The sequence below is a fragment of the Nocardioides kongjuensis genome (assembly GCF_013409625.1).
Lineage (GTDB): Bacteria > Actinomycetota > Actinomycetes > Propionibacteriales > Nocardioidaceae > Nocardioides > Nocardioides kongjuensis.
In genome coordinates, this window is record NZ_JACCBF010000001.1 from 2,563,756 (window position 1) to 2,589,104 (window position 25,349).

General features: G+C 72.4%; 28 protein-coding genes. 10 read left to right on the top strand and 18 right to left on the bottom strand.

Translation table 11 applies throughout. From position 1 onward, the window contains the following. Positions 1-141: 141 nt before the first annotated feature. From BJ958_RS12355 to BJ958_RS12365, 3 genes are read right to left on the bottom strand one after another with little or no spacing between them, the layout of a single operon-like run. Positions 142-1,095, bottom strand: coding sequence for an acyl-CoA desaturase (locus BJ958_RS12355; RefSeq protein ID WP_343052661.1), 954 nt, complete (start codon positions 1,093-1,095; stop codon positions 142-144). Positions 1,096-1,105: 10 nt separating this feature from the next. Continuing rightward, positions 1,106-1,813, bottom strand: a complete 708-nt coding sequence (locus BJ958_RS12360; protein WP_343052662.1) for a response regulator — start codon at positions 1,811-1,813, stop codon at positions 1,106-1,108. Then, positions 1,810-3,486: a sensor histidine kinase gene (locus tag BJ958_RS12365; protein ID WP_179727099.1), complete on the bottom strand. Its 1,677-nt coding sequence runs from the start codon at positions 3,484-3,486 to the stop codon at positions 1,810-1,812. The genes BJ958_RS12360 and BJ958_RS12365 overlap by 4 nt, the downstream gene beginning before the upstream one ends. A 122-nt stretch (positions 3,487-3,608) precedes the next feature. Here BJ958_RS12365 and BJ958_RS12370 point away from each other — a divergent pair, with 122 nt between their 5' ends. The 4 genes from BJ958_RS12370 to BJ958_RS12385 are packed head-to-tail and all read left to right on the top strand — an operon-like array spanning position 3,609 to position 7,004. Then, a complete protein-coding gene (locus tag BJ958_RS12370; protein WP_179727100.1) occupies positions 3,609-4,595 on the top strand; it encodes a Bug family tripartite tricarboxylate transporter substrate binding protein in 987 nt (328 codons plus the stop codon). Further along, on the top strand, positions 4,592-5,095 hold the full coding sequence (locus tag BJ958_RS12375; RefSeq protein WP_179727101.1) for a tripartite tricarboxylate transporter TctB family protein: 504 nt from the start codon (positions 4,592-4,594) through the stop codon (positions 5,093-5,095). The genes BJ958_RS12370 and BJ958_RS12375 overlap by 4 nt, the downstream gene beginning before the upstream one ends. Next, positions 5,095-6,615, top strand: a complete 1,521-nt coding sequence (locus tag BJ958_RS12380; protein WP_179727102.1) for a tripartite tricarboxylate transporter permease — start codon at positions 5,095-5,097, stop codon at positions 6,613-6,615. The genes BJ958_RS12375 and BJ958_RS12380 overlap by 1 nt, the downstream gene beginning before the upstream one ends. Beyond that, complete coding sequence (locus BJ958_RS12385; RefSeq protein ID WP_179727103.1) at positions 6,612-7,004, top strand: universal stress protein; 393 nt, start codon at positions 6,612-6,614, stop codon at positions 7,002-7,004. The genes BJ958_RS12380 and BJ958_RS12385 overlap by 4 nt, the downstream gene beginning before the upstream one ends. Positions 7,005-7,052: 48 nt before the next feature. Here BJ958_RS12385 and BJ958_RS12390 read toward each other — a convergent pair whose 3' ends face one another. From BJ958_RS12390 to BJ958_RS12400, 3 genes are read right to left on the bottom strand one after another with little or no spacing between them, the layout of a single operon-like run. Next, positions 7,053-7,637, bottom strand: a complete 585-nt coding sequence (locus BJ958_RS12390) for a DUF2017 family protein (protein ID WP_179727104.1) — start codon at positions 7,635-7,637, stop codon at positions 7,053-7,055. Further along, a complete protein-coding gene (gene clpS / locus BJ958_RS27330) occupies positions 7,637-7,945 on the bottom strand; it encodes an ATP-dependent Clp protease adapter ClpS (RefSeq protein ID WP_141797832.1) in 309 nt (102 codons plus the stop codon). The genes BJ958_RS12390 and clpS overlap by 1 nt, the downstream gene beginning before the upstream one ends. A 22-nt stretch (positions 7,946-7,967) precedes the next feature. Next, entirely contained in the window at positions 7,968-8,510 is a 543-nt protein-coding gene (locus tag BJ958_RS12400) for a DUF1697 domain-containing protein (RefSeq protein ID WP_179727105.1), read from the bottom strand. A 66-nt stretch (positions 8,511-8,576) separates the two neighbouring features. On the opposite strand from BJ958_RS12400, the gene BJ958_RS12405 reads away from it, so the two are divergent. Both BJ958_RS12405 and BJ958_RS12410 read left to right on the top strand, forming a co-directional pair. Continuing rightward, entirely contained in the window at positions 8,577-9,011 is a 435-nt protein-coding gene (locus tag BJ958_RS12405) for a MarR family transcriptional regulator (RefSeq protein WP_273520675.1), read from the top strand. Beyond that, entirely contained in the window at positions 9,008-10,279 is a 1,272-nt protein-coding gene (locus BJ958_RS12410) for an MFS transporter (RefSeq protein ID WP_343052663.1), read from the top strand. Before BJ958_RS12405 ends, BJ958_RS12410 begins: the two co-directional genes overlap by 4 nt. Before the next feature lie 144 nt (positions 10,280-10,423). On the opposite strand, the gene BJ958_RS12415 is transcribed toward BJ958_RS12410, so the two are convergent. After that, the gene (locus tag BJ958_RS12415; RefSeq protein WP_179727107.1) at positions 10,424-10,888 is read right to left on the bottom strand and encodes a PaaI family thioesterase; all 465 of its coding nucleotides are present in this window, start codon (positions 10,886-10,888) and stop codon (positions 10,424-10,426) included. A 64-nt stretch (positions 10,889-10,952) separates the two neighbouring features. Between BJ958_RS12415 and BJ958_RS12420 the strand changes: the two genes are divergently transcribed. Next, positions 10,953-11,462: a winged helix-turn-helix transcriptional regulator gene (locus BJ958_RS12420; RefSeq protein ID WP_179727108.1), complete on the top strand. Its 510-nt coding sequence runs from the start codon at positions 10,953-10,955 to the stop codon at positions 11,460-11,462. Here the strand turns inward: BJ958_RS12420 and BJ958_RS12425 are convergent. From BJ958_RS12425 to BJ958_RS12465, 9 genes are all read right to left on the bottom strand, one after another. Further along, complete coding sequence (locus tag BJ958_RS12425) at positions 11,435-13,570, bottom strand: iron ABC transporter permease (protein WP_179727109.1); 2,136 nt, start codon at positions 13,568-13,570, stop codon at positions 11,435-11,437. The genes BJ958_RS12420 and BJ958_RS12425 overlap by 28 nt on opposite strands. Positions 13,571-13,574: 4 nt before the next feature. Then, on the bottom strand, positions 13,575-14,615 hold the full coding sequence (locus BJ958_RS12430; RefSeq protein WP_179727110.1) for an ABC transporter substrate-binding protein: 1,041 nt from the start codon (positions 14,613-14,615) through the stop codon (positions 13,575-13,577). Positions 14,616-14,623: 8 nt separating this feature from the next. Beyond that, positions 14,624-15,448 carry an ATP-binding cassette domain-containing protein gene (locus BJ958_RS12435; RefSeq protein ID WP_179727111.1) on the bottom strand — a complete coding sequence of 275 codons (825 nt, stop codon included), beginning with the start codon at positions 15,446-15,448 and terminating at the stop codon, positions 14,624-14,626. A gap of 157 nt (positions 15,449-15,605) precedes the next feature. Beyond that, positions 15,606-17,384, bottom strand: a complete 1,779-nt coding sequence (locus BJ958_RS12440; protein WP_179727112.1) for a DEAD/DEAH box helicase — start codon at positions 17,382-17,384, stop codon at positions 15,606-15,608. Continuing rightward, positions 17,381-17,647: a DUF3039 domain-containing protein gene (locus BJ958_RS12445; protein WP_273521060.1), complete on the bottom strand. Its 267-nt coding sequence runs from the start codon at positions 17,645-17,647 to the stop codon at positions 17,381-17,383. The genes BJ958_RS12440 and BJ958_RS12445 overlap by 4 nt, the downstream gene beginning before the upstream one ends. A 19-nt stretch (positions 17,648-17,666) precedes the next feature. Continuing rightward, on the bottom strand, positions 17,667-19,151 hold the full coding sequence (locus BJ958_RS12450; RefSeq protein ID WP_179727114.1) for an MFS transporter: 1,485 nt from the start codon (positions 19,149-19,151) through the stop codon (positions 17,667-17,669). After that, a complete protein-coding gene (locus BJ958_RS12455; RefSeq protein ID WP_179727115.1) occupies positions 19,148-19,708 on the bottom strand; it encodes a TetR/AcrR family transcriptional regulator in 561 nt (186 codons plus the stop codon). The genes BJ958_RS12450 and BJ958_RS12455 overlap by 4 nt, the downstream gene beginning before the upstream one ends. A 65-nt stretch (positions 19,709-19,773) precedes the next feature. Further along, on the bottom strand, positions 19,774-20,334 hold the full coding sequence (locus tag BJ958_RS12460) for a YqgE/AlgH family protein (protein WP_179727116.1): 561 nt from the start codon (positions 20,332-20,334) through the stop codon (positions 19,774-19,776). Positions 20,335-20,467: 133 nt separating this feature from the next. Then, positions 20,468-21,013, bottom strand: coding sequence for a hypothetical protein (locus tag BJ958_RS12465; RefSeq protein ID WP_179727117.1), 546 nt, complete (start codon positions 21,011-21,013; stop codon positions 20,468-20,470). Positions 21,014-21,183: 170 nt separating this feature from the next. Between BJ958_RS12465 and BJ958_RS12470 the strand changes: the two genes are divergently transcribed. Then, positions 21,184-21,909: a TetR family transcriptional regulator gene (locus BJ958_RS12470; RefSeq protein ID WP_179727118.1), complete on the top strand. Its 726-nt coding sequence runs from the start codon at positions 21,184-21,186 to the stop codon at positions 21,907-21,909. Positions 21,910-21,934: 25 nt separating this feature from the next. Here BJ958_RS12470 and BJ958_RS12475 read toward each other — a convergent pair whose 3' ends face one another. Further along, on the bottom strand, positions 21,935-22,978 hold the full coding sequence (locus BJ958_RS12475) for a DUF3048 domain-containing protein (RefSeq protein ID WP_179727119.1): 1,044 nt from the start codon (positions 22,976-22,978) through the stop codon (positions 21,935-21,937). 119 nt (positions 22,979-23,097) lie between these two features. Here BJ958_RS12475 and BJ958_RS12480 point away from each other — a divergent pair, with 119 nt between their 5' ends. Together BJ958_RS12480 and BJ958_RS12485 are read left to right on the top strand one after the other, a co-directional pair. Beyond that, complete coding sequence (locus tag BJ958_RS12480) at positions 23,098-23,598, top strand: SigE family RNA polymerase sigma factor (protein WP_179727120.1); 501 nt, start codon at positions 23,098-23,100, stop codon at positions 23,596-23,598. Continuing rightward, complete coding sequence (locus BJ958_RS12485; RefSeq protein ID WP_179727121.1) at positions 23,595-24,404, top strand: hypothetical protein; 810 nt, start codon at positions 23,595-23,597, stop codon at positions 24,402-24,404. Before BJ958_RS12480 ends, BJ958_RS12485 begins: the two co-directional genes overlap by 4 nt. Before the next feature lie 61 nt (positions 24,405-24,465). Here the strand turns inward: BJ958_RS12485 and BJ958_RS12490 are convergent, their stop codons facing one another. Next, on the bottom strand, positions 24,466-25,236 hold the full coding sequence (locus tag BJ958_RS12490) for an SDR family NAD(P)-dependent oxidoreductase (protein WP_179727122.1): 771 nt from the start codon (positions 25,234-25,236) through the stop codon (positions 24,466-24,468). Positions 25,237-25,349: the final 113 nt, after the last annotated feature.

Consider the following 25,349-nt stretch of genomic DNA (forward strand, 5'->3'; position numbering starts at 1 on the left):
GTGTCACCTCTGGCAGCCCCGTGCAGCCCGGCATTCGGGTGGTCTCGGGGCGGGTAGTGCAGCGAACCACGTGTTACAGCGGTGGAGCCGCCCGCCACCTCGCCCACCGAGCCCGCCCCACCGAGCCCCGGCCCGGTGGACTCAGGCGGCAGGCGTGACGGACTTGGCCCGGATCCGCTCGGCCGTGGGCCAGCGCACGTCGCGCACCCAGCCCAGTTTCTCGAGCACCCAGATGATGCGGGCGGAGGTGTCGAGCTGGAAGCGCTTCACCCCGTGCCGCGCGGAGGTCGGGTCGGCGTGGTGGAGGTTGTGCCAGGACTCGCCGCCCGACGGGATGGCGAGCCACCACACGTTGCCGGAGAAGTCGCGCGAGGCGAACGGGCGCTCGCCGAGGGTGTGGCAGATCGAGTTGATCGACCAGGTGACGTGGTGGATCAGGCCGATCCGGACCACGGTGCCCCAGAAGAACGCGGTGAGCGCGCCCTGCCACGACCAGGTGAGCAGCGCGCCGAGGAGCGGCGGGAGGAAGATCGAGGTGAGCACCCACAGCCAGAACAGGCGGGAGATGCGGACCAGGTCGCGGTCCTTGGCGAGGTCGGGGGCGTACTTGTCGATGGAGGTCTGCTCGGGGTCGAACAGCCAGCCGACGTGCGCCCACACGAAGCCCTTCGTGAGGCCGCGCAGGCTGTTGCCGTAGCGCCACGGCGAGTGCGGGTCGCCGTCCTTGTCGGAGAACTTGTGGTGCTTGCGGTGGTCGGCGACCCAGCGGATCACCGGACCCTCGATCGCCATCGACCCGAGGATCGCGAGGGTGATCTTCACGGCCCGGTTCGGCTTGAACGACTTGTGCGTGAAGAGCCGGTGGAAGCCGACGGTGATGCCGTGCAGGGTCAGGCCGTACATCACGAAGGTGATCACGACGTCGCTCCAGCCGAGCCAGCCACCCCACGCGACGGGGATCGCGGCGAGGAAGGCGAGGAACGGGACGGCGATGAACAGGCCCAGCGCGAGGCGCTCCCAGAAGCCCTGGGTGTCGCCACCCATGGTCGCCCTGGGGGTGGTCGGCGGCTGCGGACGCTCGTCGATCGCGGTCACACGACCAAGCCTATGCCGTGACGCGATACCTGCGTTCGGGCCGTCCAGTGCCGCCGTACCGCAGCCGGACCTCGGCCGTCCCGATGTCGACGAAGTGCTCGAGGTAGCGCCGCGCCGTGACCCGCGAGAGCCCGACCGCGTCGGCGGTCTCGGACGCCGAGATCTCCCCCGCGGCCCGCGCCGCCTCGAGGACGAGGTCGGCCGTCTCGGGGCTGAGCCCCTTCGGCAGTCCCTGCGGTACGACGGCCTGTCGGCCCGCCCCGAACGCCCGGTCGATCGTCGCCTGGTCGACCTCCTCCTCGTCGTGGCCGACGGCGCCCGGCAGCGTGGCCAGCGTGGCCGCGACCCGGCGCAGGCGGTCGGCGAGGTCGTCGTACTCGAAGGGCTTGACGAGGTACTGCATCGCGCCGCCGTGGAGGGCGGCACGGACGGCGGCGGCACCGCGCTCGGCGGTGACCATGACGACCGCGACGTCGCGGCCCTGCTCGCGGGACTGGCCGCGCAGCCGCTCGAGCACCTCGAGACCGGACAGGTCGGGCAGGTGGACGTCGAGGAGGACCAGGTCGGGCTGCAGGGCGGCCGCGAGCTCGATCGCCTCGCCGCCGGTGCGAGCGGTGCCGACGACCTCGAAGCCGTCGGTCTGCTCGACGAAGCGCCCGTGGATGCGCGCGACCATGAAGTCGTCGTCGACGACGAGGACCCTCAGCGCCCGGCTCACGGTTGCCCATCCTGACCCACGGCGCTCCCGATCGGGAGGACCACCCGGAACTCGGCGCCGCTGCCGTCGCCGTCCTCCTCGGGATCGGCGGCGTCGACGACGACCTCGCCGCCGCGCTGGGCACAGATCAGGCGGACCAGCGGCAGCCCGATCCCCCGCCCGCCGAGGACCGCCTCCTTGGTGGAGAAGCCGCGCACGAAGATCGCGTCCCGCAGCTCGTCCGGGACGCCCGGGCCGTTGTCGCGGACGCGGACGTGGACGGCCCGCTCGTCCGCGTGCACCCACACCTCGACCAGCGCGTCCGGCCGGCCGGCGCACGCGTCGACCCCGTTGTCGACCAGGTTGCCCAGGACCGTCGTCAGGTCCGCGCTCTCGTCGGGCGCGAGGACGGGCAGCCGGGACCCGGGATCCAGCTCGAGCGCGACCCCGCGCTCCTCGGCGACCGCGTGCTTGGCGACGACGAGTGCCGCGACCGCGGGGTCGGCGAGGCGCTTCGCGACGTGCTCGCCCACCTCGGCACGGTGCCGGGTCAGGGTGCCGACGAGGGCGGCCACCTCGTCGTACTCCCCCAGCTGGACCAGCCCGGAGATCGTGTGCAGCCGGTTGTCGAACTCGTGGGTCTGCGCGCGCAGGGTGTCGGTGATCGAGAGGTTCGAGCTGAGCTGGCTCTGCAGCGAGACCAGCTCGGTGCGGTCGCGGAGCGTGGTGACGGTGCCGATGCCGCGGCCGCCGGACGACGCGTCGCCGCGGTTGAACACGACCACCCGGGTGCCGACGAGGGCGAGCGCGTCGCGGACCTCGGCCCCCTCCCCTGTCAGCAGCGCCACGACGTGCGGGTCGAGGCCGAGCTCGTCGACCCGTCGCCCCACCGGGTCGGGGCCGGCGTCGAGGCCGAGCGTGGCGCGGGCGGCGTCGTTCATCGCCGTCACCCGGCCGTCGGTCCCGACGCCGACGACGCCCTCACGGATGGCGTGCAGCAGTGCCTCGCGGTGGTCGGCCAGGTGGGCGAGCTCGGTGGTGCCGAGGCCCCGCGTCGAGCGGCGCACCATCCGCGCGACCAGCCAGGTGCCGACCAGGCCCAGCAGGGCGCCGAGCCCCAGGAAGAGGCCCAGCTCGGGCACGGCCTCGGCGAGCTGGTCCCCCAGCGACGGGTACGCCGCCTCCGCGACGATGGCGCCGACGGCACCGTTGTCACCGGGCAGGTCCGCGATGACGGGCGCGAAAGCCGCCACCCGGCGCTCTCCCCCGGCCTCGACGTCGACGGTGCCGCCCCGCCCGGCCGCCACGTCGGCACCGCCGAGGTCGGCCCGCTTCCCCACCCGGCTGGCGTCGGTGGCTGCCAGCACGGTGCCGTCGGGACCCACGACGAGGACGTCGGTGGCGCCCGAGAGGCGCACCCCGCGCTCGGCGTACGACGTGAGGTCGGCCGTGACCTGCCACAGCTCGGTGCCGCCGCGGACGTCCTCGAGCGCGGTCCGCACGAAGTCCTGCACGGCGACGTACTCCGCCAGCGAGCGCATCTGCGCGCCGCGCTCGTCGGCGAAGTCGGCGTTGGACTGGCGGATGCTCAGCACACCGACGGCAGTGAGCAGCACGACGATCACGACGAGCTGCAGGAGCAGCACCTTCGCCGCCAGGGTCAGCTCTCCGCGACGCCATCGCAGCGGGTTCATCGGCGTGACCACAACGACCACAACCTCCTTTGCGTCCGCAAGCGTGACGGCCGCCACAGGCCACGGACATGCTGGCACGGATCGCCCGTGACGGCGCTCACCACCCAACCCGGAGGTACCCCATGCATCGCCCAGGGCGTGTCCTGACGGCACTCCTCGTCGCGCTGGCGCTCGCGGTCGTCGCGAGCGGCTGCGGCGTCACCCGCGGCTCGGACGACCCGAGCAACCGGCGGCTGCGGATGATGATCCCCAACAGCGTCGGCGGCGGCTACGACCTCACCGGCCGCGCCGCGGCACGCGCGATGGAGGACAACGACCTCACCGGTCGCTTCGAGATCACCAACGTGCAGGGTGCCAGCGGCACCGTCGCGATGCAGCGGCTGGTCAACGAGAAGGGCGCCGACGACCTCATGATGATCATGGGGCTCGGCGTGGTCGGCGCGGTCTACACCAACAAGTCCAGCGCCACCCCGCTGAAGATGACGCCGATCGCGCGGCTCGTCGAGGAGCAGGAGGGCATCCTGGTGCCCGCCGACTCGCCGTTCGAGACGGTCGACGACCTGGTCGCGGCCTGGCGCAAGGACCCGGGCGGCCTCACCGTCGGCGGCGGCTCCAGCAACGGCGGCCCCGACCACCTGTTCCCGATGCAGCTCGCCGACACGATCGGCGTCGACCCGAAGCAGGTCAACTACATCTCCTACGACGGCGGCGGCCCCCTCACGACCGCGCTGCTCGGCGCCAAGATCGACGTGGGCATGTCCGGCCTCGGCGAGTTCGAGGGCCAGATCAAGGACGGCAAGCTGCGGGTCCTCGCGGTCTCGGGCGCCGAGCGCCTCGACGGGATCGACGCCCCGACGCTCACCGAGTCCGGCGTCGACCTGGTGTTCACCAACTGGCGCGGGGTCCTCGCGCCGCCCGGCATCTCCGAGGCCCAGCGGGACTACCTCACCGACCTGCTGACCGAGATGCACGACACGGCCGAGTGGAAGGACGCACTCGAGGCCAACGGCTGGACCGACAACTTCGCCACCGGCAAGGAGTTCGAGGACTTCCTCGCCGAGCAGGACGACCGCGTCGCCGACACCCTGAAGGAGCTGGGACTCGCATGAGCGCGACACCGACCACCCCCCTGATCGACAAGGCGCAGTACGGCCTGGCCGCCTTCCTCGGCCTCGCCGGGGGCTACGTCCTGCTCGACGCGGCCGGCCTCGAGGACGGCTTCGCCGACCAGCCGGTCCAGCCCTACACGCTGCCGTACGTCGTCGGCGCCGGCCTCGTGGTCCTCGGGATCCTGCTCGCGATCGCCACCGCCCGCGGCGACCGGCCCGAGGCCGAGGAGGGCGAGGACATCGACCTCACCCAGGGCACGGACGTCCGTACGGTCGGGCTGCTCGCCCTCGTGCTGGTCGCCAACATCGTGCTGATCGACTTCCTCGGCTGGGCGATCACCGGCGCCCTGCTGTTCGCCGGCTCGGCCGTCGTGCTCGGCAGCCGCAGCTGGTTGCGTGACATCGCCGTGGGCGTCGCCCTGTCGGTCGGCAGCTGGTACGGCTTCTACGTCGGCCTCGGGATCCCGATCCCCGCCGGCATCCTGGACGGAGTGCTCTGATGGACCTGCTGCTCGACGGCTTCCAGACCGCCCTCACCCCCGAGAACCTGCTCTTCGCCGCCCTCGGCGTGCTGCTCGGCACCGCTGTCGGCGTGCTCCCGGGCATCGGGCCGGCGATGACCCTGGCCCTGCTGCTGCCGGTGACCTACAGCGTCGGCGCGGACAGCGCGATCATCATGTTCGCCGGCATCTACTACGGCGGCATGTACGGCGGCTCGACCACCTCGATCCTGCTCAACACCCCCGGCGAGTCCTCGTCGGTGATCACGGCGATCGAGGGCAACAAGATGGCCAAGGCGGGACGAGCGGCCCAGGCCCTCGCCACCGCCGCGATCGGCTCGTTCGTGGCCGGCAGCATCGCGACGGTGCTGCTGTGGATCGTCACCCCGCAGGTGGCCGACGTCGTCGTCACGCTCGGCTCCCCGTCGTACTTCGCCCTGATGGTGCTGGCGCTCTTCGCCGTCACCGCGGTGCTGGGCTCCTCCAAGCTGCGCGGCTTCATCGCGCTCTTCCTCGGCCTCGCGATCGGCCTGGTCGGCACCAGCACCGGCCAGGCGCGGCTGACCTTCGGGGAGCCGCTGCTGGCCGACGGCATCGACATCGTCGTCGTCGCGGTCGCGCTGTTCGCGATCGGCGAGGCGCTGTGGGTCGCCGCCCACCTGCGCCGCAAGCCGCTGGAGATCATCCCTGTCGGCCAGCCGTGGATGAGCCGCGAGGACTGGGGCCGCTCGTGGAAGCCGTGGCTGCGCGGCACCGCCTTCGGCTTCCCGTTCGGTGCGCTGCCCGCCGGTGGCGCGGAGCTGCCGACCTTCTTGTCGTACGCGACCGAGAAGAAGCTCACCAAGCACCCCGAGGAGTTCGGCAAGGGCGCGATCGAGGGCGTCGCCGGCCCGGAGGCCGCCAACAACGCCTCGGCCGCCGGCACCCTGGTCCCGCTGCTCGCGCTCGGGCTGCCGACCACGGCGACCGCCGCGATCATGCTGGTCGCGCTGCAGGGCTACGGCTTCCAGACCGGCCCGACCCTGATGGACGACCACCCCGACCTGGTCTGGGGCCTGCTGGCCAGCCTGTTCGTGGCCAACGCGCTGCTGCTCGTCCTCAACCTGCCGATGGCCCCGCTGTGGGCGCGACTGCTGCGGATCCCCCGGCCCTACCTGTACGCCGGCATCCTCTTCTTCGCCTCGCTCGGCGCCTACAGCGTGAACTTCCAGGCCTTCGACCTGGCCCTTCTGCTGGCGATCGGCGTCCTCGGCTTCTTCATGCGCCGCTTCGGCGTCCCGGTGCTGCCGCTGATCATCGGCGTCATCCTCGGCCCGAAGCTCGAGGACCAGCTGACCACCGCACTGAAGATCTCGCAGGGCGACGTCAGCACCCTGTGGAGCGAGCCGGTCGCCGTCGTCGTCTACGTCGTGATGGCGCTGCTGCTCGTCGCCATGACCGTCGCCGGCCTGCGCAAGCCGTCGGCCCCGCCGGCCGGCACCGGCACCGACACCGAGGAGAAGGAGATGGTCGAGCGATGAGCATCGTGGTCGCCTACAGCGCGGACCGGTACGGCGCCGCCGCCCTCGAGCACGCCGCCGAGCTCGCCCGCAAGGACCGCACCCGCCTGGTCGTGGTCAACGCGACGCTCGGCAGCAGCCTGGTCGACAGCCGCTTCGCGCACGACGCGGACATCGCCGCGTTGCAGGACCGGCTGGCCGCGGAGGGGCTCGACGTCGTCGTACGCCACGACGTGGTCGACGACGTCGCCGACGCCGTCGTCGCCGCGGCCGACGAGGAGCACGCCACGCTGATCGTGGTCGGCATCCGGCACCGCACGCCTGTGGGCAAGCTGCTGCTCGGCAGCGTCGCGCAGCGGATCATCCTCGAGGCGCACTGCCCGGTGCTGGCGGTCAAGCCGGCGGCCTGACACGTGGGTCGCGGCTGCCGGACCAGCTGTCGGGAGCCCGCACCGCGCTCAACGCACCGCGGCGACCAGCGTCTCCTGCAGGAACCCGAGCCACTCGTAGATGTTGTGCGCCTGGGCGCGCGGGTCGTCGTCGGGCAGCGAGTACCAGTAGCCCTCGTCGCCCTCCTCGACCTCGAGGCGGGTGCCGAGGGCCAGGCGCAGGTCGGTGAGGGAACGCATCCAGACCAGCGCGGTCTCGGGCTCCAGCTCCACGTCGATGGTGATGCCCTCGTCGGTCGGCTCGGGCGGCAGCCCGGCCTCCTCGAGCACGTCGATCACGGTGCCCGCGGCGCGGGCCTTGCCGTCGCGCAGGGCACCCTCGGTGTAGCGGCGGAACTCACCGGCCGCCTCGTCGTCGCCCCGGTAGGCGTTGGGGAACAGCCGGCGCAGGACCGGGTCGTCGGGCTCGGTGGTCGGACCGGAGAAGTCGAGGAGGGCCTCGAGCGGGTCGCGCTCGGTGGCGGCGATCGCCGACTCGTTGTGCAGCAGCTCGACGAGCTGGCCGGCCAGCGAGCGCAGCAGGTCGGCCTCGAAGACCGAGAAGGTCGCGATGGCGCGCTTGCTCCGACGGTGCCGGACGAATCCAGAGGTCACTACTCAGCCTTCGACAGGGTCGCCCAGAGGCCGTACTCGTGCATCGCCTGCACGTCGCGCTCCATCTCCTCGCGGGTGCCGCTGCTGACGACGGACCTGCCGTCCTCGTGGACCTCCATCATCAGCTTCTCGGCCTTCTTCTTGCCGTAGCCGAAGTGCTTCTGGAAGACGAAGGTGACGTACGACATCAGGTTCACGGGGTCGTTCCACACCACCGTCACCCACGGGGTGTCGGCGAGCGTGATCGATTCCGGGGTGAGGTCCTGCTGGACTCCCGGATCGACCTTCTCCGGGCTCGCGGTCGTCACGGTCCCATGGTGTCACAGGGGGTCAGGAGCACCACTTGTCGGCCAGCGTCGTGACGACGTTGAAGTTCCGGTTGGTGGCCACCACCTGCAGCGCCTTCTCGCACTTGAACGGGTCCACCCCACCCGCCTGGTAGCCCGGTCCGAGCAGCAGGTGCACCGCGCGATGTCGTACGACGGCCGCGTTGACCTCGTCGCTGCGCGCCTCCAGCTCGGCGACCCGGGCGGGGTCGGGCTCCTCCTTGAGCAGGTAGACGTAGTGCCGTTCGAGGTCGGCCCGGGCCGCGGTCAGCTCTCGTGCGTCCTGCGCGACGACGCGCAGCTCGTCCGGCGTGTACACGATGGTCGGCACCTCGAACCCGGCCTGCTCCCGGTAGGCCCGCTCCAGGGTCGCCTCGACCTTCGCACGCGAGCGCAACGAGGTGGTCAGCCGCACGTTGCCGGTGTTGATGTGGGTCAGCACGTCGGTGCCGCCGGCCGCCTCGGTCGCGGCGACGATGTCGGCCTTGGCGAACCTGCGGTTCGGCCCGAGGTTGATGGCGCGCAGGAAGGCGACGTAGGTCGGCATGGACTCATTGTGGCGTGCCCCACCCTCACTCGACTTGCATAGGTTTCCTATGTAATGTGGACGGACGTGAGCACACCCGCCGCGGACGACCTCAGCAGCGACCTGACGGTCTACGCCGCCCGCCTGGTCCGGCTCGTCCGTCGCGAGCACGCCCCGTCGGCCGGCACCCGGGTGCTCTCGGTCCTCGACGAGACCGGTCCGCTCGCGATCACCGCGCTCGCCCAGATCGACCGCTGCTCGCAGCCGACGATGACCGGCCAGGTCAACCAGCTGGTCGAGGCCGGGTGGGTGACCAAGGAGCCGAACCCGGCCGACGCACGCAGCAGCCTGGTCCACCTCACCGGGGCCGGCCGGGCCGAGCTGGCCCGGATCCGGCGGCTCAGCGCCGCGCTCGTCTCGCAGCGCCTCGCTCGTCGTACCGATCTCTCCACCGACGACCTCGCGACCGCCGTGGCCGTGCTCCAGGCCGTCCTCGAACCCACCACGGAAGGAAGCTCGTGACCGCCACCGCCGACCCCGGCACGCACACCCCCACCCACGCCGCACCGGGCGGCTCGTTCCTGCACCAGCCGCGCGCGGTGTGGGCCGTCGCCTTCGCCTGCGTCATCGCCTTCATGGGCATCGGCCTGGTCGACCCGATCCTCAAGGAGATCGCGGCCAAGCTGGAGGCGACGCCGAGCCAGGTCTCGCTGCTGTTCACCAGCTACATGGCGGTGATGGGCGTCGCGATGCTCATCACCGGCGTCGTCTCGACCCGGATCGGCGCCAAGAGGACGCTGCTCACCGGCCTGGTCCTGATCATCGTGTTCGCCGGCCTGGCCGGCATGTCCGGCTCGGTCGGCGCCGTGATCGGCTTCCGCGCCGGGTGGGGCCTGGGCAACGCACTGTTCATCGCGACCGCACTGTCCACGATCGTCAGCGCGTCGAAGGGCTCGCTGGCGCAGGCGATCATCCTGTTCGAGGCGGCCCTCGGCCTCGGCATCGCCTCCGGCCCGCTGGTCGGCGGCCTGCTCGGCGAGCAGTCGTGGCGCGGCCCGTTCTTCGGCGTCTCGGTGCTGATGACGATCGCCCTCCTCGCGACCGCGGTGTTCCTGCCCGCGACCCCACCGGCCGCCCGTCGTACGACGCTCGCGGACCCGTTCAAGGCCCTCACCTACCCCGCACTCGCCGTGATGGCGGCGGTCGCGGTCTGCTACAACCTCGGCTTCTTCTCGCTGCTCGCCGCCGGCCCCTTCGCCCTGCCGGAGGCCGGGATCATGCAGATCGGCTGGATCTTCTTCGGCTGGGGCGTGCTGCTCGCCGTGGCCTCCGTCGTCCTCGCGCCGTGGGTCCAGCGCAAGGTCGGCACCGTGCCCGCGCTGATCGGCGCGCTCGCGCTGTTCGCGCTCGACCTGCTGGCGATGGCGCTCGGCGCCGAGACGAGCACCGTGGTGATCGTCGGCATCGTCGTCGCCGGCGCCTTCCTCGGCGTCATCAACACCCTGGTCACCGAGGCCGTCATGGGCGCCGCCCCCGTCGAGCGGCCGGTCGCGTCGGCGGCGTACTCCTTCGTCCGGTTCACCGGCGGCGCGGTCGGCCCGTACGTCGCCCTCAAGCTCGCCGAGCACCAGGGCTCCGCGGCGCCGTTCTGGTTCGGCGGCATCGCGGTCGCGGTCGGCGTCGTGGTCCTCGTGGCCGGCGCCCGCACCCTCCACACCGCCCTGCACGGCGCCCCCGCCGCCCACTCCCCCGAGGAGGCCGAGGCCGAGGCGCTCGGCGACCTGGCCTGACGCCGACCCGGCTCGAACTGGCTCGAAAACAACGCCGACCCGGCAGGAAGTGGCTCTCATGACGGCCACCTTCTGCCGGGTCAGCGCCTTTTCACGACCACTTTGTGCCGGGTCGGCGGGATCGAGGAGCCAGTTGGCGACGGGTCAGCTGAAGATCATGCAGCTCGAACTCGCGTAGGCGACCAGCTTGCCGCGGCCGTCGTACAGCTTCGCCTCGGCGAGGGCGGTACGCCGGCCGCGCTGCAGCACGGTGCCGACGGCGCGCAGCCGTCCGGAGTCGACGGTGACCGGCTTGAGGAACTTCACGGTCAGGTCGAGCGAGGTGTAGCCCTCGCCGACAGCCAGGGTGGAGTGCACCGCGCAGCCGCAGGCGGAGTCGAGCAGCGTGGCGAAGACGCCGCCGTGGACGCTGCCGATCGGGTTGTAGTGACGCAGCTCCGGGTCGAGCTCGAAGATCGCGGTCCCCCGCTCGGGCACCTCGAAGCCCACGAACCCGAGGGTGTCCGCGATCGGCGCGGCGGGCAGCCGGCCGTCGAGGATCGCGTGCAGCTGCTCGAAGCCGTCGAGCGCGCTCGGGTCCACCTGGGTCTGGATCAGGGACTCAGTCATGGAGCCATCAGACCAATCCGAAGCTGAGTCTGTCAATGAGACCTGGGTCGCCTATGCTGGCGGGATGGACACCCCGCCGGCACTGGAGTGGTCGGTCGACAACTGCACGCTCGGCCGGGCGATGGCGATCCTCGGCGAGCGGTGGACGGTGGTCGTGCTGCGCGAGGTCTTCTTGGGCGTACGCCGCTTCGACGACATCCGCCGGCACGCCGGGATCCCCCGGCAGGTGCTGACCAACCGGCTCGCGACCCTGGTCGACGAGGGCATCCTGCGCAAGGAGCCCTACCGCGAGGACGGCGCCCGCACCCGCCACGAGTACCGGCTCACCGCGAAGGGCCTCGAGCTCCAGCCGATCCTGCTGGCCATCAGCCACTGGGGCGACCGGCACCTCGCGGACCCCGGCGGCCCGCCGACGGTGTTCGTGCACCGCGGGTGCGAGGAGCCGGTCCACGTGGAGGTCCGCTGCGCCGCCGGCCACGAGGTCGACGACCCCCGCGGGGTCGCCACCCGCCCCGGCCCGGGGGTGCGGCTGTTCGAGGGCTCGGGTCAGGCCCGCGACCTGGCCAGCAGGTAGACGAAGTACGGCGCCCCGATCAGCGCCACCACCAGCCCGGCCGGCACCTGCGCCGGCGCGATCACGGTCCGGCCGACGAGGTCGGCGAGGCCGAGCAGCACGGCCCCGACGAGCACCGCGACCGGCACCGAGCGGGCGTGCCGACCGCCGACGAGGGCCCGAGCCAGGTGCGGGGCGACGAGGCCGACGAAGCCGACCACGCCGACCGCGGCCACGCTGGTCGCGGCGAGCAGCGCGGCCGTGACCAGCACGACGAGCCGGACCGTCTCCAGGCGCACACCCACGAGACGCGGGGTGTCCTCGTCCAGCGCGAGCAGGTCGAGCTCGCGGCGCACCAGCCACGCGAGCGGGAGCGCGACGGCGAGCACGACCGCGACAGGCAGGACCTGCTCGAAGGTGCGGCCGTACGTCGTACCGGACATCCAGGTGTAGATCCGCGGCGTGTCCCAGGGGTTCGAGCGCACCAGCAGGAAGGTGGTGAGCGCCGCGGCGCCGTACCAGGTGCCGATGCCGATCAGCAGCAGCCGGTCGGCGTTGAGCCCGTGCCGCCAGGACAGGCCGTAGACGAGGGCGAAGGAGACCAGCGCGCCGACGACGGCACCGACGAGGATCGCGCCGTTGCCGGCGGCCTGCGAGACGCCGGCAGCGGTGACCACGACGACCGCACCGACGCCGGCACCGCCGGTGATGCCGAGGATCCCGGGCTCCGCGAGCGGGTTGCGGCAGGTCGCCTGGACCAGTGCGCCGGACAGGGCGAGCGCGGCGCCGCCGAACACGGCGGCCGCGACCCGTGGCGCCCGCTCGTCGAGCGCGAACTGGACCAGCGGCACCGCCTCGCCGTCGAACCACAGGGCGATGTCGCCGAGCTTGAGCCACGTGTCGCCGGCGAGCAGGCCCAGCAGGACGATGCCGAGCGCAGCCAGGGCCACCACGACGAGCACCACCACGAACCGCAGCCGGGTCCCGACCCGGACCCGCGCGGCGGCGGGCTGCCGGGTCGGCCCCGAGTCGCGACCACGCCGGGCGAGCACGATCATCACGACCGCCCCGACGAGGGTGGTGGTGATCCCGGTCGGGATCGAGATCGCCTCGTCCGCGCCGAGCACGGCCCGGACGAGGGCGTCGGCGAGGACGACGACCACCGCGCCGGTCAGGCCGGCGGCCGGGATCAGCACGGCGTGCCGGTTCAGCGCGGGCACGACCCGGCCGGTCAGCCGCACGATCACCGGCGCGAACAGGCCGACGAAGCCGATCGGTCCGGCCAGCGTCACCGACGCCGCGGTCAGCAGCACGGCGAGCACGGTGCCGGCCGCACGCGTCGACCGGACGGGGACGCCGAGCACTGCCGCGCTGTCGTCACCGAGGCCGAGCAGGTCGAGCCGGCGCGCGAGGAGCAGCGCAGCGAGGGTGCACACGACGACGACCGGTGCGGCCTGCTGGAAGGCCCGCATCCCGAGCTGGCTGAGCGAGCCGCTCCCCCAGGCGAACAGGCTGGTCGTCTCCTCCTCGAACAAGATGAGGAGCGTCGAGGTGGCGGCCTGCAGGGCGAGCGCGACGGCCGACCCGGCGAGCACGAGGCGGGTCGTCGCCGTACCCGCTCCGCCGGCGAGTCCGAGGACGAGGAAGGCGGCGAGCGAGCCGCCGGCGAAGGCGGTCAGGCCCGAGGCCCAGATCGGGACCGTGATCCCGAACGCCGCGACCACGGTGACCGCCAGGTAGGCGCCGCCGGTGACAGCGAGGGTGTCGGGCGAGGCGAGCGCGTTGCGCGCCAGCGACTGGAACAGCGCGCCGGCCACGCCGAGCGCGAAGCCGACCGCGATCCCGGCGGCGAGCCGCGGCATCCGCGAGCCGATCAGGACGTCGCCGGCGTCGGCTCCCGCGCCCGCGTCGGACCGGTCGCCGAGCAGCCAGCGGACCAGGTCGCCCGCGCCGACGGCGGAGGTGCCCTGCGTCAGGTGCCAGGCGGAGACCCCGAGCAGGGCGACGAGGAGCAGCAGCAACGCACCGGTGGCGCTGCTGACACCGGAGCGTCCCAGGCGTGGCGTCGCCCCGGCCTGCCCGGTCGTCCCGGCAGGCGCGGCGGTGCGCTGCTGCTGCTCGACGCTCATCGCACTACTGGGTCAGCAGGTCGACGTACGCGTCGATGACCTGCTCGGCCGAGCGGGGGCCACCGAAGGTCCAGATCCCGGCCGGGAACGCGTGGGTGCGGCCCTCGGCGACGGCGGGGATCTTCTGCCACACGGCGTTCTCGGCGAGCGCGGCGTTGACGTCGCCCTCGGGGTCGACGGTGCCGGTGTGGAAGAAGGTGGCGTCGCCGAGCTCGCTCATGCCCTCGATGTCGGTCTGCCCCAGGCCGTACGCCGGGTCGACCTCGCCGGTCCACGCGTTCTCCAGCCCCAGCTGCTCGCCGAGCTCGCCCATCAGCGAGCCCTGGCCGAACGGGCGGATCGAGACGTTGCCGCCCTGGACCCAGCCGTCGAAGTAGACGAACTTCCCGGCGCCCTTCCCGGCATCGGCAGCGGCGACCTTCTCCCTGGCCTCGGCCAGGTGCGCCTCGAAGCCGTCGACGACGGCCTTCGCCCGCTCCTCGCGGCCGGTCGCCTTCGCGATCAGCTCGAAGGTGTCGATCATGTTGGCGACGGGGTCGGCGGCGTCGGCGCCCTTGGTCGCGAGCACCGGGACGTCGTACTTCGCCAGCTGCTTGAGGATCTCGTCGTCGGGCGTGTAGGCCTCGACGATGACCAGGTCGGGATCGGTGCCGAACAGCGTCTCCAGGTTCGGCTCGCCGCGGGTGCCGACGTCGGTCACGCCCTCGGGGAGCTTCTCGGCGGTGTCCCAGGTGGTGTAGCCCTCGGCGTCGGCGACGGCGACCGGCGCCACGCACAGCGAGAGCACGTCCTCGACCTGCTGCCACTCGAGCACGGCCACCCGCTCGGCAGGCTTGTCGAGCTCGACCGTGCGGCCGTAGCTGTCGGTCAGCTTCACCCGTCCCGTCGAGGTCGTCGTCTCGTCAGCGGAGCACTCGGCGGAGTCGGCTGCCTTCGGGGCCGGCTTGTCGTCGGCGTCGGCCTCGGTCGTGCCGCATGCGGCCAGGAGCAGGCCGAGCGGCAGCACCGCGACGGGAGCCAGGGCAGCGATCGGTCGGGTCTTCATCGGGTTCCTCACTGGTGGGGCTGGTGGGGCTGGTGGGTGGTTCGGTGGTGGTGCCTGCCCTGGGCCTCCACCCGTACCGCGCCCGTGTGCGGGTCGAGGTCGCAGTGGATGGGCAGTCCGTACACGGCGGTGAGGTGCTCAGCCGTGAGCACGTCGGCCGGTGTGCCGACCGCGCGGACCGCACCCTGGTGCAGCAGGACGACCTGGTCGGCCACGGTGGCGGCATGGTTCAGGTCGTGCAGGACGACGCCGAGCGCCGTCCCGTGCCGGTCCGCGAGGTCGCGGACCAGGTCGAGCGTCTCAACCTGGTAGCGCAGGTCGAGGTGGTTGGTGGGCTCGTCGAGCAGCACGACGGCGGTGTCCTGGGCCAGGCAGGTGGCCAGCCAGACACGCTGCAGCTCGCCGCCGGAGAGCTGGTCGACGGGCCGGTCGGCCATCTCCTCGATGCCGGTCACGGCCATGGCGTGGTCGATGGCCGCCCGGTCGGCGTCGGTCACGCCGGCGAAGCGGCCGCGGTGGGGGTGGCGGCCGAACGCGACGACGTCGCGGACCTCGAGCCCGGACGGGTGGGGGCGCGACTGCGAGAGCAGGGTGACCCGGCGCGCGAACTCCTTCGCGCTCAGCGGCGCCGCGTCGGCGTCGTCGAGGCTGATCCGCCCCTCGACCAACGGGTGCAGGCGTGCCAGCGAGCGCAGCACCGTCGACTTGCCGCTGCCGTTGGGGCCGATCAGCGCGGTGACCTCGCCGGGGGTGAGGCGCACGGACACGCCGTGCACCACCGTGCTGCGCTGGTAGCCCAGCACCAGGTCGCGTCCTTCGAGAACCGTCGTCACACAAGGCAGCCTAACCTAAGTTAGGTGAGCCTTTCCTGTGGGGTGGCTCACGCAGTCGGAATCACCTCTGAAGAGGCGAAACCTGCGCTTCCCGGCCGTTGCAACGGTCAAGAAGCGCGGGAATCGCCTCTTCAGAGGTGATTCCTGCAGCCGCCGCTCAGGACGTCTTGCGGACCGCCCACTCCCGGATCCGGTCGATCCGCTTCTGCAGCTGGTCGGCGTTGGCGACCGCAGCAGCGGGGCCGCCGCACTCCTTGCGCAGGGCGGCGTGGGTGATGCCGTGCGCCTGTCCGGTGCGGTGGTGCCAGGACGCGACGAGCGAGTTGAGCTCACGGCGCAGCAGGCCGAGGTGCTCGTGGGTGGTGACCTCGGTCAGGGTGTCGGCGGCCCGCTCGTGCTCGGACTGGCCCGAGGACTCCGGACGGCGCGAGCGTCGCCGGTCGGCCTGGCGCTGCTGGAGCAGCGCGCTGACCTGGTCGGGCTCGAGCAGGCCGGGGATGCCGAGGAAGTCCATCTCCTCCTCGGAGCCGACGTGGACCTCGCCCTCGTGGCCGAACTGCGCGCCGTCGTACAGCGCGTGGTCGAAGCGGGCCTCGGAGCCGAGGGCCTCGAAGGGCCCGAGCTCCAGCTCCTCCGACGCCGACTCGCTCGCGTTGGCCTGGTTCATCAGGTCTTCCTCGGCGGCGAAGATGTCGCCGTCCTCGCTGACCTTGCGCTTGAGCACGTGGTCGCGCTGGGCCTCGAGCTCGGCGGCGAAGCCGAGCAGGTTGGGCACCGACGGCAGGAAGACCGAGGCGATCTCGCCGCGCTTGCGGGCGCGCACGAAGCGGCCGACGGCCTGGGCGAAGAACAGCGGGGTGGAGGTGGTCGTCGCCCACACGCCGACCGCGAGCCGCGGGACGTCGACGCCCTCGGACACCATCCGGACCGCGACCATCCAGCGCGAGTCGCCCTCGCTGAACGTCGAGATCTTCTTCGACGACGCCTTCTCGTCGGACAGGACGACGGTCACCGACTCGCCGCTGATCTGCTTGAGCAGCTTGGCGTAGGCGCGGGCGCTGTCCTGGTCGGAGGCGATGACCAGGCCGCCGGCATCGGGGATGTGACGGCGCACCTCCGACAGGCGCTTGTCGGCGGCCTCGAGCACCGACGGCATCCAGGACCCGTTGGGGTCGAGGGCGGTGCGCAGCGCCTGGGACGTCATGTCCTTGGTGAGCGGCTCCCCCAGCGACGCGGCGACCTCGTCGCCCGCCCGGGTGCGCCAGCTCATCTGGCCGGAGTAGGCCAGGAACAGCACGGGACGCACGACGTGGTCGGCGAGCGCGTCGGCGTAGCCGTAGGTGTAGTCGGCCACCGAGGTCGGTACGCCGCCCTCGCCGGGCGCGTAGGTGACGAACGGGATCGGGTTGATGTCGGAACGGAACGGCGTGCCGGTCAGCGCCAGACGGCGGGCGGCCGGCTCGAACGCCTCGCGCACGCCCTCGCCCCAGCTCAGCGAGTCACCGGCGTGGTGGATCTCGTCGAGGATGACCAGGGTCTTGAACCGCTCGGTGCGGATCCGCATGGCGAGCGGGTTGACGCCGACACCGGCGTAGGTGACCGCGACGCCGACGTAGTCGCTGGCGATCTTGCCCGAGCCCGCCGAGTACGTCGGGTCGATCGGGATGCCGGCGCGGGCGGCGGCCTCGGCCCACTGGAGCTTGAGGTGCTCGGTGGGCGCGACGATCACCAGCCGGTCGACGACGCGCCGGCCGAGCAGCTCCGCGGCGACGGTGAGCGCGAAGGTGGTCTTGCCGGCACCGGGCGTCGCGACGGCGAGGAAGTCACGCGGGTTGCGGGCGAGGTAGTCGGTGAGCGCAGCGGACTGCCAGGCACGCAGCGACGGCGCCGTGCCCCAGGCTGCCCGCTCCGGCCACGCCGGACCGAGCGAGGTCATGCGTCGGGACCGGACCCCTCCGGGCCCTTGTCGTCCGACAGGCCCTCCCAGATCTCCTTGCAGTCGGGGCAGACCGGGAACTTCTCCGGCGCCCGGCTGGGCACCCAGACCTTCCCGCACAGGGCCACGACCGGCGTGCCCATGACCATCGCCTCGGTCAGCTTGTCCTTCTCCACGTAGTGGGAGAAGCGCTCGTGGTCGCCCTCGTCGGTCGGGACGGTACGGCGGTCCTCGCGGACGTCCGTGTCTGTCGAGAATCCGATCGTGGTCACGTCCCGCAGTCTAGTGCCCTCCGGAGACATCGACGTCCTCCGGGAGCCCGCGCCACACGACGACCGCGACCAGCAGCGTGATCACGGCGCCGGCGAGGCCGACGATCCCGAACGCGTCGGTGTACGACGCCAGCGCGGCCGGCTCCACGGCGGTCCCGAGCGCGCCGGTGACCGACTCCACGGCGGCGTCGGGAGCGCCGGACGGGAGGCCGTGACGGTAGACGACGCCGGCGAGGCTGCCCAGCACGGCGATGCCCAGCACGCCACCGACCTCGTAGGACATCTCCTCGACCGCGGCCGCCGAGCCCGCCTGGTGCGCGGGCGCGGCGCCCATGATCAGCGCGGAGGCCAGGCCCAGCGCCGCCGTGCCGAAGCCGACGAGGAGCAGGGAGACCGCGATGCCGGCGTACGGCATCGGCCGGGGCAGCAGCCACAGCACGAGCAGGCCGGCAGCGAGGACCACGAGACCGGCGACGACCACGGTGCGCGCGCCGAACCGGGCGGCGACGCTCGGGGCCAGCGGCGGCCCGACCAGGCCGCCGAGGGCCATGGGCAGCAGCGCGACGCCGGCCACCAGCGGGCTCCAGCCCTGGACCAGCTGCAACCACTGCGAGCCCACGAACAGCAGCGCCATCATCGCCGTGCTGCTCACCAGCGCGGTCGCCACACCCGAGCGGAAGACCGGGTTCGCGAACAGGCGTACGGCGAGCATCGGCTCGTCCTGGCGCAGGCAGCGCCGCACGAACAGCGCCAGCATCGCGACGCCCGCGACGAGCACGAGCAGCGTGACGACGTCGAGGTCGCCCTTGCCGAGGTGCTTGACGCCGTAGACGGCGGTGACCATGCCGGCGACCGAGAGCACGGTGCCGATCGCGTCCACCCGGCCCGGCCGCTCCGAGCGGCTCTCGGGCAGCAGCAGCAGGCCCGCGACGAGCGCGACGACCATGAGCGGCACGTTGACGAGGAAGGCGGCGTGCCAGCTGAACGCGCTGAGCAGCGCGCCGCCGACGATCGGCCCGACCGCGCCGCCGACCGCGGCGGTCGCGGCCCACAGCCCGAGGGCGAAGGCCCGCTCCCGGGCGTCGGGGAACAGCGCGCGGATCAGGGAGAGCGTGGCCGGCATGATCATGGCGCCGCCGAGCCCGAGCAGGGCGCGCACGGCGATCACGTCGCCGGGGCTGCGCGCGACGAGCGCGGCGAGCGAGGCGACGGCGAAGATCGTGAAGCCGGTGAGCAGCATCCGGCGCCGGCCCCAGCGGTCGGCGAGCGCGGCGACCGGCACGAGCAGCCCGGCGAGGACGAGCGAGTAGACGTCGACGATCCACAGCTGGGCCAGCGCCCCGGCGTGCAGGTCCTCGGTGAGGTCGGGAAGCGCGACGTTGAGGACGGTCATGTCCATCACGACGACGAGCAGGCTGGCCGCGAGCACGGCCAGGCCGCCCCAACGACGGCGGCCCCGCACCTCGGCGGACCGCTGACCCAGGGTCGTGGTCATCGTGCAGCACCTCCCTCGAGGAACGTGGAGCGGACCAGCGCCTGGGCGTCGTTGCGGGCGATGTCGCCTGCGACGAGAGCGTCGCGCGCGGCGACGAGCAGGCCGTAGACGCTGTGCCCCAGCCAGCGAGCGGGTACGTCGGAGCGCAGCACGCCGGCCGCCTGTGCGGCGGCGTAGAGCGCGACCTCGTCGGCGAACAGCGCCGTCGCGCGCTCGTGCAGGTCGGCGGCGTTGAGCACGGTCGGGTCGGTCAGCGCGATGCCGAGCTCGTGGGCGTCGATGACGAACCGACCGAGGATCTCCTCGATGCAGGCCCGGATGCGCTCGGGGTCGGCCGAGGCGATGACGTCGGTGACCTCGGCCTCGACGAGCGTCGCCGCCCAGCGGTCGAGGGAGCGCCGGCCGATCTCGTGGAGCAGGTCCTCACGGCTGGCGAAGTGGCGGTGAACGGTCGCGCGGCCCACGCCGGCCGCGGTGGCGATCTGCGCCATCGACGCGGTCGGGTCCGTGGTGAGCAGGCGCTGGGCGGCGGCCAGCACCGTGTCCCGGGTGGTCATGATTCCTCCTTGATGAGACATCACTGTCTCACATGAGACAGTGATGTCTCAAGACGAGGAACCGGTCAGTTGAGCTCCGGGTCCGCCGGCCGGGTGGCGTGGAACGCGAGGTCGCCGGGCTGGCGACGCAGCACCTGACGGCGCAGGTCGTGGGTGTCACCGAGGAAGACGTCGTCGACCCGGCTGGGGACGACGTACCAGCTGCCCTCGGCGATCTCGGCCTCGAGCTGGCCGGCGCCCCAGCCGGCGTACCCGGCGAAGATCCGCAACCGGTCGACGGTGCCGTCGACGAGCTCGCGCGGGGTGTCGAGGTCGAGCAGCCCGAGCCGGTCCCACAGCACCCGGAAGCCGGCGGCGTTCTCGCCGCCGGGTGCCGCCAGGGCGACGGCGAGGGCACCGTCGGTCGCGACCGGGCCGCCCTGGAAGAGGACCTCGGGCTCCTCGACGACCTCGCCCCACTCCCCCAGCACCTCGGAGACCGGCAGTGCGGTGGGGCGGTTGAGGACGACGCCGAGGGCCCCCTCGTCGTTGACGTCGAGCAGGAGCACGACGGTGTCGACGAAGTTGGGGTCGAGCAGGTCGGGCGACGCCAGCAACAGGCGTCCGGCGCTCAGCTCGCTGGACATGGGTCCATCATCCCTCTTCGTCGGCCGCGTGCGGAACGCAAAGCGGCCCCGGACCCGACGCGGATTGGGAGGGAGACGCGTCGGGCCGGGGCCGCACCCGGGAGGGGGCTGGTGCCGGTTGGTTCGGGAGAGGTCAGGCGGCGACCACGGCGCGCAGGCGCTCGAGGAGGGTGCCGCGGACCTCGGGCTCGGCGTAGACCGCATCGGGCGTGACGACCGGCATGCCGCGGTGGAGCAGGCGGGCCCGCTCCTCGATCTCGGCGCCGATCCGGTCGGCAGCCTCGTCGCCGATGCTGGTGCGACCGGCCATCACGGCCAGCAGGTGGTGCTCCTTGAAGGAGGCCGCCTCCATCGCCGAGGCCATGGCGTCGTCGAGGGGGTGGGCGCGGTAGTGGTCGATGATCATCCGCACCCCGGCCAGCTCGTGGGCGGTGTTGCTCCACGCGATCTCGACGGCCTCGGCGAGGTCCATCGGCTGGTGGGCGAGCATCCGCTCGATCTGGCCGGACAGGCGGGTGTGCCACTTCAGGGTGAGGGCGGCGAGGAGGTCGAGCTCGTCGCGGAACGCGACGGACACGCCGTCGACGTCCATGGGCAGCAGGCCGTCGCGGCGGACAGCGGAGGTCGCGATGACGGAGCGGAGGGTCTCGCCCCGGTTGTGAAAGGCCGTCCAGGTCATGGTCAGCACTCCTGTTTCGATCGGCGGTCGTCCGGAACTCGGGGTATCCGACATACCGCTGGTACGTACTACGAGTATGGAGCCGACCGCGGGTATGCCCAAGGGAACGACACCGTGATCCCGCCCACCCGCCGCAGTGACGGGTGTCACGGCGCGCCTATGCTGAGGCGGTGGCGAAGGCATCGGTGTCCAAACTCGTCCCCAAGGTCCCCGTGCCCGGGGTGCCCGGGGCGTCCCGCCGGGCGGCGTACTCCGCCTCCACCAAGCGGGCCCTGGTCGACGTCGCCGAGCAGCTCTTCGCCGAGAAGGGGTACGCCGCGACCTCCCTCGACGCCATCGTGTCCGGCGCGCGGGTGACCAAGGGCGCGCTCTACCACCACTTCTCGGGCAAGCAGGCGCTCTTCGAGTCCGTCTTCGAGCGGGTCGAGCAGGAGGCCGCCAAGCGGATCCAGAAGTCGCTGCGCGGCCAGAAGGACCCCTGGCGCAAGGCGACCGAGGGCCTGCGCGCGTTCCTCGACGTGGTCCAGGAGCCGCCGTACCGCCGGATCGTGATCCAGGACGGTCCGGCCGTGCTCGGCTACGAGCGCTACCGCGAGCAGGAGGAGCGCTCGACCTTCGCCAACATCGTCGAGATCGTCCGCGCCACCCTCGATGCCGGCTCCTGGGACCTCGACGAGGACATGCTGCAGACGTTCGCGCGGATCTTCTTCGGCGCGATGTCCTCGGCCGGCGAGTCCGTCGCCACGGCCGCCGACCCGGAGGCCGCGGCCCGGCGGGTCGAGGGCGCGATCGGGTTCCTGCTCGCGGGCGTGCAGAGCCTCGTCGAGCAGGGCGTCGCGATGCCGAGCACGCTCGACGAGGACGACGAGGACGGCGAGGCCGCCGACCCGGAGTGACCGGGCCGGCGGCGTGGGTCGCAGGTCAGTTGTAGGTGACCGAACCGGTCGACGCGGCGCCCTTGCCGGGCACCAGCTCGAGCCAGGTCCGGCCGGCGGGCAGCTCGACCTCGTTGCCCGCGGCGTCCTTGAAGGTCAGCTCGGCACCCTCGTCGGCCTTCTCCCAGGTGACGTCGATGGCCTGGCCGCCGTGGAAGATGACCGCCTTGCCCTTGCCCTCGAAGTGCGAGACCGGGACCGGGTTGCCGGCGGGGTCCTTGTAGGGCGCCAGGCTGGTGCGCACGGTCGCCGCGATCACGGTGTCGGGCTTGAAGACGTCGCCGTCGGCCATGTAGCCGTTCTGCAGGACGTACTTCGAGCCGTCGTACTTCCAGTGCGAGGTGCGCCCGGCGGAGAGCTTGGCGTCGATCGTGGTCGCGGGCGCGCCGGCCGGGAGCGGGCTGTCGCCGAACGGCAGGTAGTCGTCGGGGCGGGTGGCGGTGCCGCGTGCCGAGGCGCCGATCTTCTTCAGGTCGGCCATGACGCTGTGCAGCGAGTCGTGGGTGCCGTCGTTGATGCGCACCACGTTGGGGTTGTTCATGTCGAGGAACTTGATGCCGGCCTTGCGGATGCCGTTGAGCGTCACCGGGGCCGCGCCCGAGGTGACGATGGTGGCGCCGAGCGGCTTGGCGATGCCGACGTCGGTGAGGCGCATCGACCGGACCGGGCCGGCCTTCTCGGGCAGCTTCTCGTAGAAGAACACGGCGAGCCGGGTGATCCCGCCCTCGACCAGCTCCTCGACCACCAGGTCGGCCTTGCCGATGCCGATCTGCGGGTCGCTGTCGACGGAGTTGTCGATCTTGACGATGTACGCCGGGTGCTTGCGCGCCGGGTCCGCCCCGCCCTGGGTCAGCTCGCCGGTCAGCGGCCACGTGGCCGGCGGCGCCGGCGTCTCGCTGGCCGTGGTCGGGGCGTCGCCCCCGCCGCTCGACTTCTTCCCGCCGTCGTCACCACCCCCGCAGCCGGCGAGCGCGAGGCTCAGCACGACGAGCGAGGCGGGCAGGGCACGGCGGATGATCGAAGGACGCACGCGGCAAGTCTGACCCACGCCGGTCCCACAGGGCGCAGCCGCCCCCCGCGTGTCGGGATGTGACATGACCGGCCCGGGCAGCGTCGTACCGGGAAAGCACACCGCTCCCCGGGAGAGACATGATCGAGCCCGTGCCCGACTCCTTCGACGCCTTCGCGCGCAGCCAGGCCCCGCAGCTGTACCGCGCGGCCTGGCTGCTGTGCGGCGAGCGGACCCAGGCCGAGGACCTGGTCCAGGAGACGCTGGCGAAGGTCTACGTGCGGATGCACCGTCGGCTCGGGCCCCGCCTGGACAACCCGGCGGCCTACGCGCACACGGTGCTGACCCGCACCTTCATCAGCAGCCGCCGGCGCCGGAGCAGCACCGAGACGCCCTACGCCGACCTGCCGGGACTCGGGTCGGCGGCCACCGCCGACCACGCCGAGGCCACCGACCTGCGTCTCGCGCTCACCGAGGCCCTCGCCGGGCTGGCGCCGGTGGACCGGGCGGTCGTGGTGCTGCGGCACCTCGAGGACCTGTCGGTCGAGGAGGTGGCCGAGGTGCTCGGCCTGAGCCCGGGGGCGGTGCGGAACCGGAGCATGCGCGCGCTGGCGCGCATGCGGGAGGAGGTAGCGCGATGACCGAGCACGAGCTGACCGTGGTGCTGGAGCGGGCCGTCGAGCGGCTCGACCCCGATGTCACCGGCCTGGTCGCGGGCGGGGCGCGGCGGGGGCGGCGCAAGGTCCGCCGGCGCCGGGCCGCGGCGCTGGCCGCGGGCAGTGCGGTGGCGGCACTCGTCGTCGGCGCGGTGGCCTGGCAGTCGTCGCTCGGGGCGACCACCGCCCACGACCGGGTGGCGACCCGGCCGACGCCACCCGCGCCGAGCCCCGCGTGGACCGCGGGACTCACGCCGGAGAACCAGCGGTCCCTGGCGCCGGACGACGTGGTGCTGGAGCGGTTCTTGCGCCAGCTGCCGGCCGGCCGGGTCACCGACCTGCGGATGACCCCCGTCGACGACCCGGACCACGTCAGCCAGCACGGCCTGGAGATCAACCTTCGGCTCGACGGCGCCGACCTCGAGGTCAGGCTCTACGACATGAGCCCCGATCCCGAGCACTGGAGAGAGGTCGCCCGCTCGCTGCCCGGGAACGAGCGCTGCGCGGCCTCGCCGGCGTGCACGGCCCGGCGAACGACCTACTCCGCCGAGAAGACCTGCGGGGCACCCGAGTGCAGGCCGCTCCCGGACGGCTCGTGGCTGTGGCTGCGGTCGGGCGACGGCGGCGACGGCTCGGACACGAGCGGATTCACGGCGAACTGGTCGGGCGTCTTCGCCCCGGACGGATGGATGGTCGACGTCTCCGCAACCAACCGGGACGACGTCGGCGATCCGCTGCTGAGTCTCGACCAGCTCACCGCGCTGGCGACCTCCGACCTCTGGTTCTCCTGAGGGTCGGGTGGGTGGGAGTGACCCGCTGGTCACTGCCACCCACCCGATGTCCTGCGGTGGATCAGGTTCCGAGCGAGATGCCGCCGTCGACGTAGAGCGTCTGGCCGGTGATGTACGACGCCTCGTCGCTGGACAGGAAGGTCACCGCGGCGGCGATGTCCTCGGGGAAGCCGACCCGCTTGACCGGGTTGGCCTCGGCGTTGAGGCGGCGGAACTCGTCGACGTCGAGCTTGAGCCGGGCCGCGGTGGCATCGGTCATCTCGGTCGCGATGAACCCGGGCGCCACCGCGTTGACGTTGATCCCGAACGGGCCCAGCTCGATGCCCAGGGTCCGGGTGAAGCCCTGGATGCCCATCTTGGCCGCCGAGTAGTTGGCCTGGCCCCGGTTGCCCAGCGCGGAGATCGAGGAGATGTTCACGACCTTGCCGTACTTCTGCTCCACGAAGTGCTTCTGAGCAGCCTTGGTCATCAAGAACGCACCCTTGAGGTGCACGCCCATGACCAGGTCCCAGTCGTCCTCGGTCATCTTGAACAGCAGGTTGTCGCGGGTGATGCCCGCGTTGTTCACCAGGATGTGGATCCCGCCGAGCTCGGCGACGACCCGCTCGATCGCGGCGTCGACCGACGCGGCGTCGGAGACGTTCGCGCCCACGCCGATGGCCTTGGCGCCCTCGGTCAGGGGCAGCTTGGCCGCGGCCTCGGCGGCAGCGGCCTCGTCGAGGTCGACGATCGCGACCGATGCGCCCTCCTCGGCGTAGCGGCTGGCGGTGCCGAACCCGATCCCTCGTGCGGCTCCGGTGATGACGGCCACTCGCCCGTCGAAACGACCCATGTGCTTACCTCAGCTCTTCTCGAGTCCAGTCCGATCGCGTCGCAGCCTACGACGAGCCCTGGTACGGCGTTCCTGCTGTCCGGCACTCAGTCCTCAGCCGGGCGGGCCGCCGG